The following is a 13772-nucleotide window of genomic DNA, read 5'->3' as shown; positions in this document are numbered from 1 at the left end:
GCTTTTCTGTTTACTGATTTTTAATTTCAGAAAAATAAGACTTTTTCGCCTCTTCTAATATTTCTGAATGATCAAAAGCCAAATCTGGCAACTGGTCAAGCTGAAACCATTGTGCATCTTCGGCGTCATCGCTTCCCTGCACTTTCTCTTCTGAAGTAACAACTCCATAGAAAGGAATACTGACGGTTCGACCCCGGGGATCTCTGCCCGGAGTACCGAAAGCTTTTAACTGCCATAACCGATCAACAGAAAGCCCGGTTTCCTCTTTGAGCTCCCTTTTTGCACCCTCCTCCAGAGTTTCCTTTTCTTCAAGAAAACCTCCCGGAATAGCCCATTGGCCTTTATACGGATCTTTTTTCCGTTTTACCAGGAGCACCTTGATGGCTTCAGAATTTTGGTAGAACACAACGCAATCTGTAGTTACTGAAATTTGCTGCTTCATCTTTACTTAAAATATATCGTTTGAACATTTACAAATTCCCTGATTCCAAAAGCAGATAATTCCCTGCCATAACCCGATTTTTTTGTGCCGCCAAATGGTAGCCGCGGATCACTTTTTACAAGTTCATTAATAAAAACAGCTCCGTCCTCTATTTGGGGAATTAAACGCTTGGCCCGTTCCTTATCTGCCGTAAATAAAGAAACACCCAGCCCGAATTGCGTATCGTTCATTAATGCTACCGCTTCATTTTCAGAATTAAAAATGGTTATTCCAATAGCCGGCCCAAAGGTTTCTTCATTAAAGACCGGCATTTCGCTGGTAACACCACTCAAGACAGCAGGTTCAAAAAATGCCTTTTTTCGCACCCCACCCAACAGCAGCTCTGCTCCCATTTCCACAGAGCGCTCCACCTGTGATTCCAGATCTTTCGCCAGATCCTCCCTTGCCTGCACTCCAATATAAGTATTGGGATCCATAGGATCTCCCGCCTTCAGCGCTTTAACTTTATCAATAAAGAGTTTTGTAAAGTCGGCTGCAATTTTTTCCTCTACCAGCAATCTTTTTCCGGCGATACAGCTTTGTCCCGTATTTTGGAAACGGGCCTGCACGCAGTTTTCTACTGCCGCTTCAAGATCTGCATCTGCAAAGACCACAAGCGCATTACTTCCTCCAAGTTCCAGAACTGACTTCTTGATAAGCCCGCCTGCTGTTTTTGCCACAGCACTACCCGCAGGACCACTTCCTGTTAAAGTAACTGCCTTGACCCGGTCATCTTTTAAAACCTCCTCAACCTTTTTACTACCAATGATCATATTCTGAAAGATTCCCTTAGGAAATCCAGCCCGTAAAAAGACCTGTTCGATCTTCCCGCCACACATCATGGTATTACTGGCGTGCTTTAGTACCCCCACGTTACCTGCCATGAGAGCCGGGGCAGCAAATCTGAATACCTGCCAAAAAGGGTAATTCCAGGGCATTATTGCCAGCACCACTCCGAGAGGTGCATAATTTATGTAACTGTCTTCAGCGTCTGTCTCGATAGCTTCAGGTGAGAGCTGGGCTTCGGCATGTTGAGCGTAATATTCGCACACCCAGGCGCACTTTTCCACTTCAGCAATTGACTGACTAATAGGTTTCCCCATTTCCTTCGTAATGGTCTCTGCGTACTGCTGCTTATTTTCTTTTAATTCTTCCGCAGCCTTCAGCATTAATCCTGAACGTTGAGAAAACGAGGTCTGCTTCCATTCTGAAAAGGCATGGGTCGCTTTGTCCAAGGTAGTATTGATATCTTCAGAAGTAAATTCTTTGTGCTCCTTTAGCTTTTCACCGGTGTAAGGGTTATGGGAAATGATCATGAAAAATGGCTTTTTTTAAAGGTAAAAAGAAGAAGGTAGGCATAAAAACTATTTACGGGATTTTAACGGGTGTTCACAACCCGTTTATAAGTGTTGAGCGCGTTTGTTATCGCTGCAAAACCTTTTCTTATATTTAGGTAAAACACAGATTATGGATACTCGTGATGAAAACCTGCTAAGGGCAAGGCCAAACATTGACTCGGCTGTTGTTTCTTCGGCTACCTTACCCGATGAAAGCTTTCAAAATCGCACTTTAAGACCTGTGATCAAGTTGCAGAACGACCTTTTACTGGAGGCATTTAAAAATTATGTTCAGAAGCATAAGAACGGTTTCCTGGAAATGAGTGTGGAAAAGAGGTTGCATTTTATTGAAAACGCCATCCAAAAAGATATCAAATTCCGCAATAGCCTTAAGGGAATGATCATTGGCCAGTTCACGATCGAGGAGTACCAATACTATATTACCAACTCTTCTGCACTTAATAAAAGGATGATGAATCTCGTGATTGAAAGGATACAAAATTCGATACAGCTCCTCGACCCAAGATCTGCAATTTAAAGGTACTCCTGTGGACAAGAAATACAATTATTAAACTTTTGCTAATTGTTCTTTATTAAAAATCACGTTGGCTAATTTTAAGGAAAACGTGAAAAAAATGAGCATTAATAAAGAAGAACTTTACAACAAATGCCTGGATTTGGTCAATGACAGAATTGACCAGTACAACGAAAAAATGGATACCATAAGCGGGCAGAATGAACAGCATAAATTTCATCCCGACTTTGATGAATATGGTAACAAAGGAGAGATGCTTACAGAGTATGAGAAGAACGCTGTTTATCTCGACAGGGTTCGTACCATGAAAGAAACCCTGGCTAATCTTGATATTGAGCATCGCAGCGAAGTAGTGAGGCCGGGAAGCGTAGTTGAGACCAAAAATGCTTACTACTTTATATCGGTGCCCCTTGGGGAAATTGATTTGGAAAGTGGAAGCAAGGTCTATGCAATTTCCACTCAAGCTCCTTTATATAAAGAACTGGAAGGCAGAAAGGCAGGAGATTCCTTTAACTTCAGAGATGGCGAGGTAGAGATCGTAAAGGTTTGGTAGAAGCCTTATTCCGGATATTCTATTCGCAGGTGATAGATATTTTTGAGCTTACGCTTCAGCACCTTTTTGACCAGCTGGATTTCCATAAAAGTAATATCTGAATTAAGGAACTGTCCTTCTTCCATTTGCTTGTTGATGATCTTCTCAACAAATTCATCAATGATCCTGGAAGTGGGTTCCTTAATACTTCTACTAGCTGCCTCTACACTATCACACATCATGAGAATAGCCGTTTCCTTACTAAAAGGCATTGGCCCGGGATACCTGAAGTCTTCTTCATTTACTTCACTCTCGTTCTCCTGTGCTTTTTTAAGAAAGTAATATACGGTTGTTGTGCCATGATGGGTACGTATAAAATCGATCACTCTATCTGGCAAATTCCTTTTTTTGGCAATTTCAATCCCATTGATCACGTGTTCAATGATGATCTCTGCACTTTCTTTAGGAGAAAGTTCATCGTGGGAATTTACAGAGGTAGTCTGATTTTCGGTAAAATAAGTGGGATTCTTCATCTTCCCAATGTCGTGATAAAGCGCCCCTACTCTTACGAGCATGGAATTGGCATTGATCTCGTTTGCCGCAGCTTCGGCGAGGTTAGCAACATTTAAAGAGTGGTGGAAAGTACCTGGAGCTTTATCTGACAACTCCTTAAGGAGCTTGCTGTTGGTATCGGACAATTCTAACAGGGACATGTCTGAAATGAGTCCGAAGATCTTTTCATAAGCATAGATCAAAGGTTGCACAAAAAGTGTTGCCAGCCCTCCCAATAAGAACATAAGGAAAGTTTCGGGCTCCAGCTCGTAAATGGAACCTTCCTGAATGATGGTAAAAGCAAAATAGGAAAGGATGTACACCAGGGTGATCTGGCCTACAGTGATAAAGAGATTGGCCCTTTTGTAGAGTTCAGAAACCGTGAGAATAGTGACTATCCCTGCAATGATCTGCAGGAACATGTACTCATAACTGTCGGGAACAATAAAGCCCAGCAGGAGCACGGTAATGACGTGCGTAAACAATCCCAGCCTGGAGTCAAAAAAACCTTTAATAGTAAGAGGCAGAATACATAGTGGTACCACATATACATATTCCACATTAAAATTGATCACTACTACTGTAAGCAGGACCATTAAAATAACATTGAAGAAGATGAAAGTTACTTTTGTATTATTCTGAAAGATGTCATAGCGATACTTTCTAATGAACAGCATCAACATGAGAAGCGCCAGAAAAACCAGGAGTGTATAACCCACAATCACCCAGTTGTAGTTTGCTTCGCTCCACACCTGAGATTCATATTCGGCCTTTAATGAGTTCAATATCTGCAACTTATTCCCCTCAACCACTTCACCTTTAGCTACAATGATTGTCCCTCTTTCTACATTGCCCCGCGTATAGGAGATCTGATTATACCTGCTTTCGAGATCGCTTTGGGTGAGCGCCTCATTATAGGTAACATTGGGTTTTACCGCATCAAAAAAGAGACTTATAAGATCATCCCTGAAATTCTGAAGCCTCGCCTGGTCAATTCGCCGATTGAGAAAATCTCTTAGCTGATTCTGTTTTAGAATACTCTTATAGGTAGTTTCTGTGACCTCATTTCCCTCTCTTAAATAGACCAATTGATCGGGTTCCAGAGGTAGAATTTCCTGAAGTAATCCACTTTCATAAATTTCACTATAGGTGCCATCAATGAAATTCTGCAGCCTATTTCGTTCATTCCGGCTAAGGGTGTCAGAAAAGATACGGGGAAATTGTTCATCAAGAGCGGTTTCTACCTGTACTGCGACTTCAGGATTATAATCATAATAAGGAATATGATTCTTATTGATCTCCGCCTTTTCTGCAGCGAGTTCTTCTGGAGTTTTGAGGATTGCAAAATCGAAGGGAGCATAAAGATTCTCGTATTGCCAGGGTTTACCCTTCGGGATTTCATACTTGAATTTACCTCCTTTGGGAAAGAGGTACACGATGAGAAAGGTGGTAAGGAGAAATAAAAAAACCTTGTAAAAAAGGTCCTGATTTTTATAAAGGCTGTTTACAAACGGTTTCATACAAACGTTATCACCTTTCAAATGTACTAAAAAAACGCGGCTGTGGAGAACGTTGGTTTCTTCCTGATAAAATGATTAAATTCGCAATAGAAAATTTAAAACCTAAACCATGAGTAAGGAAGTAGTAATAGTAAGCGCAGCAAGAACTCCAATAGGAAGTTTTTTAGGCAGCTTATCCACCGTTCCGGCAACGAAGCTTGGATCTATAGCAATTAAAGGAGCCCTTGATAAAATTAGCCTTGATCCCGATATGGTAGATGAAGTGCTCATGGGAAATGTGGTACAGGCAGGATTGGGACAGGCACCTGCAAGGCAGGCTGCTCTGGGTGCAGGAATCCCACACTCTGTACCATGTACTACAGTAAATAAAGTATGTGCAAGCGGAATGAAAGCAGTAATGCAGGGAGCACAATCTATTGCTTTAGGCGATGCAGATATTATTGTGGCCGGCGGAATGGAAAATATGAGTATGATCCCTCACTACCTGCACTTGAGAAATGGTCAAAAATTTGGACCTGCGACTATGATCGACGGCCTGCAAAAGGATGGCTTAATGGACGCATACAATCAACTTGCTATGGGTGTTTGTGCTGATAATTGTGCTATCGAACATGAATTTTCCAGGGAAGATCAGGACAAATTTGCTACCCAATCTTATGAAAGATCTGCCAAAGCGTGGAAGGAAGGAAAATTTGACAATGAGGTGGTACCAGTAGAAGTGCCTCAACGCAAGGGTGACCCTCTTGTGGTAAAGGAAGATGAGGAGTACAAAAATGTAAAGATGGATAAACTATCTTCTCTGCGTCCTGCTTTTAGCAAGGAAGGAACCGTTACTGCAGCCAATGCATCAACCATCAATGATGGTGCAGGAGCAGTGGTGCTTATGAGCAGGGAGAAAGCCGAGGAACTAGGTCTAAAAATACTGGGTATCATTAGAGGTTTCGCCGATGCAGCACAAGATCCAGAGAAGTTCACTACCGCCCCGGCTATTGCATTACCAAAAGCTTTGAAAAAAGCCAATGTCTCTAAAGAGGACATAGATTTTTTCGAATTTAATGAAGCATTTTCTGTAGTGGGACTGGCGAATATGAAACTTCTGGGATTAACAGATAAAAATACAAACGTGAACGGAGGAGCAGTTTCTTTGGGGCATCCCCTGGGCTGCTCGGGAGTAAGGATCATCATCACGCTCCTGAGTGTACTCGAGCAAAATAATGCAAGGCTTGGTGCTGCTGCCATTTGTAATGGAGGTGGAGGAGCTTCAGCAATCGTTATAGAACGTCCGTAAAGAAAGCCATCCACAAATCACATTTTTGATGCAATATGCCATAGGCAATTTAGGCATGGTTCCTCTAAGGGCTGAACCTTCACACACTGCGGAAATGTTAAGTCAGTTGCTGTATGGAGAGACATTCAGAATCCTGGAGGAGCGAGCAAGGTGGTCCAGAATTAAAACTTCATTTGAAGATCTCGAAGCCTGGATCGACAATAAGCAGGTCTTCAAGATCAACGAAAGCAGCTATCAGGAACTTTTGGCATGTTCTGCTGAACTTTCTGCCGATCTCGTGGAATTTGTGACAACCGAGAAGGAACTCATTCCTATTCCCCTGGGATCTTCCTTAACTGGAAAACAAATCTTGAATCACAGGCATTCTGGAAGTACCACTACTGGAATAATTGGAAAGGAGCGACTTATTGATACTGCTTTTTTGTATCTCAACGCACCTTTTTTGCATGGCGGAAGATCGCCCTTTGGAATTGATGCCAGTGGCTTCACCCAAATGGTTTATAAGCTACATGGACATAGGTTATCTCGATTTGCTTCAGAACAGGCCAGGCAGGGAGATTCTTTAAGTTTTATTGAGGAAAGTGAGCCAGGTGACCTGGCTTTCTTTGATGGCCCTGAAGGAATTATCAACCACGTGGGCATTATGATGCAGGACAATTACATCATTCATGCAGATGGAAAGGTTAGAGTTGACAGGATTGACCATTCGGGAATTTACAATGCCGAGCTTAGAAGGCATACTCACCAGCTTCGGGTGATCAAAAAGATCATATAACAAATAGCCCGCTCAAGTTGAGCGGGCTATTATTTTTATTCAGACTTCTGAGCTGATTACTGTCCGTTAGCCGGAGTTCCTTCAGCCTGCATTTGGTCGATCTTAGCTTTCATTGCTTCAGCTTCCTCGGTTTGATTAAGCTGGTAATGAATGTTCATGATCGTTCTCGCTGCTTCTATATTAGAGGGATCATTTTCAAGCACCTTTTCAAGGTGAGGAAGTGCATCTCTATATAGTCCCTGACGGCTTTTCGCCAATTCATCATATTTCTTTTGATCGGCCTTGCTCATTCCGAGGCTGTTCATCTCCTTAACAATAGGCTCCTCTTTTGACAAGATGACAAATGCGATATTAAGACGTGCATTTTTCATGCTTGGATCAAGCTCAATAGCTTTCTTGTAATATTCAATAGCACGATCATTTTCTCCAAGTTCTGCAGAACTAACTCCTAAGTTATAATAGAGGGTAGCGTCATCGGGATTTTGCTCCAAAACCTTTTCAATGGTCTCACGATACTTTTTCATGTCGCCCATTTTGTAGTACATATCGGCTTCAGCCTGCATGAGACTGGCATCACCAGGATTTTCCTGCTTAGCGCTCTCCATTGCAGCAATGGCTTTCTCATTTTCTCCTTTTTCAATGTAGATCAAGGCGATATTCTTAGCAATCTCACCCTTTCTGGATTCAGATTTCTTTTCCTGCGGATTGATATAAGTACCAGCCTTTACAAAAAGGTCTCTCTGCTCTTTTGAAGCCATTCTCTCCTCTTCTCCAGTTTCTTTGTTTACAGCAGTATACATTACTTCTTCTCCTGTAAATCCAAGATCTCTTAGCTCATTATAATACTTTAAAGCCGCATCATAATCCTGTCCATTTACAGCATTAGAGGCTGCATAGTATAAATAAATTGTGTCTTGAGTATTCAACCTGTAGCTGGTTTCCAGTTTCGTTGCAGCTTCGGCATATTTCTCGGTGTTCTGATCTGCTATTGCCGAATTTACCAAGGCATTGCTAACCGTTGCCATACCCTCCTGGGCTTCTTCATGCCCTAACTCTTTAGCCTTTTTCATAGCCTCTGCAGCTTGCATTAGATCGGCAGAAGCTACGTTCTCACCATTTCCTACCAATGCATATCCTTTGTAAAGGTAAAAATCTGCCTTTTCATCCTCATCAGCATTGGCCAATTGTGCTTCAGCCTGATTTAAATAGCTCTTTGCTTCCTGGTACTCGCCTTTTTCAACAGCTTTACCGGCACGCTTTATTTCCTTTTTCTGCGCAAATGATACGACAGTAAACATAGCTAGTACCGCCGTTAAAATTCTAGTTTTCATCTTTTTTGGTTTTGATTTAAATTATTCCTCACTATCGTTTGCAATAGTTGTGCCATCGTGATTTTGATCAGTGTTTTCGGGTGTTGCATCTTCTGCTACGTCTTCAACATCCTCCTCTTCATTGATCACTTTTGCAACAGCAGCAATAGAATCGTTATTCTTTAAATTAATAAGTCTCACTCCTTGAGTAGCCCGGCCCATAACTCTTAAGTTAGACACAGACGTTCTTATGGCAAGACCCGATTTGTTAATGATCATTAGATCATCAAGATCGGTAACATTTTTAATTGCAACCAGGTTACCAGTTTTGGAAGTAATGGAAATAGTTTTCACCCCTTTTCCTCCACGATTGGTAATTCTGTAGATTGGTTCCCCATCTTCGGGATCATCTATATAGGTACGTTTCCCATATCCATTTTCAGAAACTACAAGAACTGTTTCTTCCTGCGGGTTCTGAATAGCGATCATTCCAACTACTTCATCATTATCATCGGCCAAAGTAATACCTCTTACTCCGGAAGCATTTCTACCCATTGGGCGCGTTTTGCTTTCGTCAAAACGAATTGCCTTCCCGCTCTTAAGGGCCAGCATTACCTGACTTTCTCCAGTAGTTAACCTCGCTTCAAGCAGCTCATCTCCTTCACGAATGGTAATTGCGTTAATTCCATTTGTTCTAGGTCTCGAGTATTGTTCCAGAGAAGTCTTTTTTACCTGTCCTTTTTTCGTAGCCATGATCACATAATGGCTATTGATGTACTCCTCATCCTTGAGATCTTTAGTACAAATAAAGGCTTTTAGCTTATCGTCCGGATCTAGATTAATAAGGTTCTGAATGGCTCTCCCTTTTGAAGTTTTACTTCCTTCTGGGATCTCAAAAACTCTCATCCAGAAACATTTACCTTTTTCAGTAAAGAACAACATGTACTGGTGATTCGTTCCGATAAAGAGATTTTCCAGGAAATCCTCGTTACGGGTTGTAGATCCTTTTTGACCTACTCCCCCACGGTTCTGGATCTTATATTCTGTAAGAGAAGTTCTTTTGATATAACCAGCATGTGAAATGGTGATCACCACCTGCTCATCTGGAATCATATCTTCCATACTAAGATCCCCTCCAGCGTATTCTATTATAGAGCGTCTTTCATCGCCGTATTTCTCTTTTACTTCGAGCATTTCATTTTTGATCACCTCCATTCTTCTTTCCTTACGGGCAAGAATATCCTTAAGATCTTCAATGGTAAGCATCAACTCTTCATACTCCGCTCTAAGTTTATCCTGTTCAAGACCTGTAAGTTGTCTCAATCGCATTTCCACGATCGCTTTAGCCTGAATTTCAGAAAGCTCAAAACGCTCAATTAATTTAGCGCGCGCTTCATCTGCATTGCTGGAAGATCTTATAAGAGCGATCACTTCATCAATATTATCAGAAGCGATGATCAATCCTTCGAGGATATGTGCTCTCTCTTCCGCTTTGCGAAGCTCGTATTCTGTACGTCTCACTACAACCTCATGTCGATGCTCCACGAAATGGTGGATCATATCCTTTAGGTTCAGCATTTGTGGCCGTCCCTTTACAAGTGCAATATTGTTTACACTAAAGGAACTCTGTAATGCGGTATGCTTATATAAGGTGTTTAAAACTATATTTGGAATAGCATCTCTTTTGAGGATGTAGACAATGCGCATTCCATTTCTATCTGACTCATCTCTTATCAAAGAGATACCTTCTATTTTTTTATCATTTACCAGCTCAGCTGTTTTCTTGATCATTTCAGCTTTATTGACCTGGTATGGGATCTCGGTTACGATAATTGCTTCCTTCCCCGCTACTTCTTCTGTAGTGGCCTTGGCTCTTATAACTACACGTCCACGGCCGGTTTTAAAAGCTTCTCTTACCCCATCGTAACCATAAATAGTCCCTCCCGTAGGAAAGTCAGGCGCCTTTACATGCTCGATTAATTCATCTATAGTCACCTCACTATTATCGATGTAAGCTATTACCCCATCAACAACTTCTGAAAGGTTGTGTGGCGGCATATTGGTAGCCATACCTACAGCAATACCACTGGCTCCGTTCACCAGGAGGTTAGGAATACGGGTAGGTAGAACTACCGGCTCGTGAATGGTATCGTCAAAGTTGAGCTGAGTATCGACAGTTTCCTTGTCAATGTCGGCAAGCATGTCTTCACTTATCTTGCGCATCCTGGCTTCAGTATAACGCATTGCAGCCGGGCTATCCCCGTCCACAGAACCAAAGTTACCCTGCCCGTCAACTAGCATATATCGCAAACTCCACTCCTGCGCCATACGCACCATAGTGTCATATACAGAAGAATCTCCGTGAGGGTGAAACTTACCTAATACCTCCCCTACGATCCTGGCCGATTTTTTGTGAGCTCTGTTGGAAAGCACCCCTAGCTCATACATTCCATATAGAACCCGGCGGTGAACCGGCTTCAAGCCATCACGCACATCTGGCAGTGCACGTGACACAATGACCGACATTGAATAATCAATGTAGGCCGACTTCATTTCATCTTCAATATTGATAGGAATTAACTTTTCTCCTTCAGCCATAAATTTTCATATTTTGGTTCAAAAATCTAACGTGCCAATTTACGCATTTTAGGCAACCTGGCCGTTATATTCATTGAGGTTTTCTTGTATTTTATTAACAAATTTTTAGTTGTTGTTCGTTAATAAGTTCATTACATTCTTCTTTGTTTTAAGGGATCAAATTCGTCAATTAGCTTTACTTCAGAAACGGCATTGCTTATAATCGGGTACGATTTTTGAAACCTGAATAAAAAATAATCAGAGAGAAAGGAAATAACATGGATGATAATTTTTCACCAAGAGTAAAAGATGTAATTGCCTATAGCAAAGAAGAGGCCTTAAGATTAGGTCATGATTTCATAGGTACAGAACATTTGATGCTGGGACTATTGAGAGATGGTGATGGGAAAGCTATAAATATATTGAACGCCCTTGATGTAGACCTCACTCACCTACGCAGAAAAGTGGAGATCCTTAGCCCCGCAAATCCCAACGTGGCTATAGAATCTAACGAGAAAAGAAATTTACACTTAACAAGACAGGCAGAAAGAGCTTTAAAAACCACATTTTTGGAAGCTAAGCTTTTTCAAAGTACTTCCATAAATACTGCTCACCTCTTGCTTTGTATTTTAAGGAACGAAAATGACCCCACCACCAAGCTTTTAAATAAGCTGAAAGTGGATTATGACGGAGTTAAAGACCAGTTTAAATATATGATCACAAACGATGACGATTATATTGAATCGCCGACTTCTGAATCATTTTCTGATGAGGATGCAACTTCAGACGATTCCGGAAAAAGCAATCCTTTTGCCGGTACACCGGGAAAAACGAACAAGAAGTCCAAAACTCCTGTGCTGGATAACTTCGGAAGGGATCTAACTGCCCTGGCAGAACTTGATAAACTTGACCCTGTGGTGGGCCGCGAAAAAGAAATTGAGCGGGTATCGCAGATCCTTAGCAGAAGAAAGAAGAACAACCCGCTTCTCATTGGGGAACCCGGAGTTGGTAAATCGGCTATTGCTGAAGGGCTTGCCCTGCGCATCGTGAAGCGAAAGGTGTCAAGGATACTTTTTGATAAGCGTGTGGTAACTCTTGATCTTGCAAGTTTAGTGGCAGGAACCAAGTACCGCGGGCAATTTGAAGAACGTATGAAAGCCGTAATGAACGAGTTGGAAAAGAACGATGACATCATCCTTTTCATTGACGAGATCCATACAATAGTTGGTGCCGGTGGCGCTACAGGAAGTCTGGATGCCAGCAACATGTTCAAACCAGCCCTTGCAAGAGGTGAAATTCAATGTATAGGTGCGACAACGCTCGATGAGTACAGGCAGTATATTGAAAAGGACGGAGCTCTTGAAAGACGTTTCCAAAAGGTGATCGTAGAGCCTACTTCTATTGAAGAAACTATTGAGATCCTGAATAACATCAAGGATAAATACGAGGAGCACCACAATGTTACTTATACAGATGAGGCTATCCAGGCATGTGTGAAGCTTACCAGCCGATACATGACCGACAGGTTTCTGCCAGACAAGGCTATTGACGCCCTTGATGAAGCAGGTTCCCGGGTGCACATTACCAATATTGAAGTTCCAAAGCAAATTCTCGAGCTAGAAAGAAAACTTGAGGAGGTAAGAGAACTTAAGAACACTGTTGTCAAGAAACAGAAATACGAAGAGGCTGCGAAGCTTCGCGACGACGAAAAGAATATTGAAAAGGAGCTGGCCAAAGCTCAGGCACGCTGGGAAGAAGACTCCAAAATGCATCGCGAAACTGTGACAGAAGATAATGTTGCCGATGTTGTTTCCATGATGACAGGAGTGCCGGTAAATAGAATTGCACAAACCGAGATCAATAAGCTCTACCAGCTACCTGAATTAATTAAAGGTAAGGTCATTGGACAGGATGAAGCCGTTGGAAAGGTTGTTAAGGCAATCCAGCGTAACCGTGCCGGATTAAAAGATCCGAACAAACCGATTGGTTCCTTTATCTTCCTTGGGCAAACCGGAGTTGGTAAAACGCAGCTGGCAAAGATCCTTTCCCGTGAGTTGTTCGACAATGAAGATGCGTTGATACGTATTGACATGAGCGAATACATGGAGAAGTTTGCTGTAAGTAGATTGATAGGAGCACCTCCAGGATATGTTGGGTACGAGGAGGGTGGACAGTTGACCGAGAAGGTCCGCAGAAAGCCTTACGCGGTGATCCTGCTGGACGAGGTTGAGAAGGCACATCCCGATGTTTTCAACATGCTGCTACAAGTCCTTGATGACGGATATTTGACAGATAGTTTAGGTCGTAAGATCGACTTTAGAAACACCATTATAATCATGACCTCCAATATTGGAGCTCGTAAACTTAAAGATTTTGGTCAGGGAGTTGGATTTGGAACTTCGGCAAGAAAGAACCAGTTGGACGAGAATGCCCGCGGAGTAATAGAAAGCGCTCTGAAAAAGGCCTTCGCGCCAGAATTTCTGAATCGTGTAGATGACGTAGTGATCTTTAACCCGCTTGAGCAGGAAGATATTCACAAGATCATCGATATCGAGCTTGACAAACTCTTTGGAAGGATCGGTGCCTTAGGTTATGATCTGGAATTAAGCAAAAAAGCGAAAGATTATATTGCTGAAAAAGGATTTGATAAGCAGTATGGTGCGAGGCCATTGAATCGGGCTATCCAAAAATATATTGAAGATGCTCTGGCCGAAGAGATCATTACCTCTCATATTTCTGAAGGAGACAAGGTCTTTATGGATCTGGATGAAGAGAAGAAGGAATTGACCATCAAAGTTGAAAAGGCCAAAAAGGAAACAAATTCCGAAGATTCTAAATAATATTTTGAAGAATAGATTTGTAAAG

General features: G+C 42.0%; 10 protein-coding genes. 5 read left to right on the top strand and 5 right to left on the bottom strand.

Going from position 1 to position 13772, the window contains the following annotated elements; genetic code table 11:
• Positions 1-10: 10 nt before the first annotated feature.
• Positions 11-442 (bottom strand): NUDIX domain-containing protein, encoded by a 432-nt coding sequence (locus HC175_RS09735; protein WP_168138309.1) that lies wholly within the window; start codon positions 440-442, stop codon positions 11-13.
• 2 nt (positions 443-444) lie between these two features.
• Positions 445-1797, bottom strand: coding sequence for an NAD-dependent succinate-semialdehyde dehydrogenase (locus HC175_RS09730; RefSeq protein WP_168138308.1), 1353 nt, complete (start codon positions 1795-1797; stop codon positions 445-447).
• A gap of 151 nt (positions 1798-1948) precedes the next feature.
• Between HC175_RS09730 and HC175_RS09725 the strand changes: the two genes are divergently transcribed.
• Together HC175_RS09725 and HC175_RS09720 are read left to right on the top strand one after the other, a co-directional pair.
• The gene (locus HC175_RS09725) at positions 1949-2356 is read left to right on the top strand and encodes a glyoxalase (RefSeq protein WP_168138307.1); all 408 of its coding nucleotides are present in this window, start codon (positions 1949-1951) and stop codon (positions 2354-2356) included.
• 97 nt (positions 2357-2453) lie between these two features.
• A complete protein-coding gene (locus HC175_RS09720) occupies positions 2454-2906 on the top strand; it encodes a transcription elongation factor (protein ID WP_168138306.1) in 453 nt (150 codons plus the stop codon).
• A gap of 5 nt (positions 2907-2911) precedes the next feature.
• Here the strand turns inward: HC175_RS09720 and HC175_RS09715 are convergent, their stop codons facing one another.
• On the bottom strand, positions 2912-4957 hold the full coding sequence (locus HC175_RS09715; RefSeq protein WP_168138305.1) for an HD family phosphohydrolase: 2046 nt from the start codon (positions 4955-4957) through the stop codon (positions 2912-2914).
• 109 nt (positions 4958-5066) lie between these two features.
• Here HC175_RS09715 and HC175_RS09710 point away from each other — a divergent pair, with 109 nt between their 5' ends.
• Positions 5067-6245 carry an acetyl-CoA C-acyltransferase gene (locus HC175_RS09710; protein WP_168138304.1) on the top strand — a complete coding sequence of 393 codons (1179 nt, stop codon included), beginning with the start codon at positions 5067-5069 and terminating at the stop codon, positions 6243-6245.
• A gap of 28 nt (positions 6246-6273) precedes the next feature.
• Positions 6274-7020 carry a C40 family peptidase gene (locus HC175_RS09705; protein ID WP_168138303.1) on the top strand — a complete coding sequence of 249 codons (747 nt, stop codon included), beginning with the start codon at positions 6274-6276 and terminating at the stop codon, positions 7018-7020.
• 56 nt (positions 7021-7076) lie between these two features.
• On the opposite strand, the gene HC175_RS09700 is transcribed toward HC175_RS09705, so the two are convergent.
• Together HC175_RS09700 and gyrA are read right to left on the bottom strand one after the other, a co-directional pair.
• Positions 7077-8351, bottom strand: coding sequence for a tetratricopeptide repeat protein (locus HC175_RS09700; protein WP_168138302.1), 1275 nt, complete (start codon positions 8349-8351; stop codon positions 7077-7079).
• Between the two features lie 21 nt (positions 8352-8372).
• Positions 8373-10928, bottom strand: a complete 2556-nt coding sequence (gene gyrA, locus HC175_RS09695; RefSeq protein ID WP_168138301.1) for a DNA gyrase subunit A — start codon at positions 10926-10928, stop codon at positions 8373-8375.
• Positions 10929-11185: 257 nt separating this feature from the next.
• Between gyrA and HC175_RS09690 the strand changes: the two genes are divergently transcribed.
• Complete coding sequence (locus HC175_RS09690; protein WP_168138300.1) at positions 11186-13747, top strand: ATP-dependent Clp protease ATP-binding subunit; 2562 nt, start codon at positions 11186-11188, stop codon at positions 13745-13747.
• Positions 13748-13772: the final 25 nt, after the last annotated feature.

The organism is Salinimicrobium oceani (assembly GCF_012037645.1).
This window is presented reverse-complemented; position numbering and strand designations above follow the sequence as displayed.

Excerpts from the sequence above, each read along its gene's own strand:
- HC175_RS09735 (WP_168138309.1), bottom strand. The coding sequence starts at position 442 with ATGAAGCAGCAAATTTCAGTAACTACAGATTGCGTTGTGTTCTACCAA.
- HC175_RS09730 (WP_168138308.1), bottom strand. The coding sequence starts at position 1,797 with ATGATCATTTCCCATAACCCTTACACCGGTGAAAAGCTAAAGGAGCAC.
- HC175_RS09725 (WP_168138307.1), top strand. The coding sequence starts at position 1,949 with ATGGATACTCGTGATGAAAACCTGCTAAGGGCAAGGCCAAACATTGAC.
- HC175_RS09720 (WP_168138306.1), top strand. The coding sequence starts at position 2,454 with ATGAGCATTAATAAAGAAGAACTTTACAACAAATGCCTGGATTTGGTC.
- HC175_RS09715 (WP_168138305.1), bottom strand. The coding sequence starts at position 4,957 with ATGAAACCGTTTGTAAACAGCCTTTATAAAAATCAGGACCTTTTTTAC.
- HC175_RS09710 (WP_168138304.1), top strand. The coding sequence starts at position 5,067 with ATGAGTAAGGAAGTAGTAATAGTAAGCGCAGCAAGAACTCCAATAGGA.
- HC175_RS09705 (WP_168138303.1), top strand. The coding sequence starts at position 6,274 with ATGCAATATGCCATAGGCAATTTAGGCATGGTTCCTCTAAGGGCTGAA.
- HC175_RS09700 (WP_168138302.1), bottom strand. The coding sequence starts at position 8,351 with ATGAAAACTAGAATTTTAACGGCGGTACTAGCTATGTTTACTGTCGTA.
- gyrA (WP_168138301.1), bottom strand. The coding sequence starts at position 10,928 with ATGGCTGAAGGAGAAAAGTTAATTCCTATCAATATTGAAGATGAAATG.
- HC175_RS09690 (WP_168138300.1), top strand. The coding sequence starts at position 11,186 with ATGGATGATAATTTTTCACCAAGAGTAAAAGATGTAATTGCCTATAGC.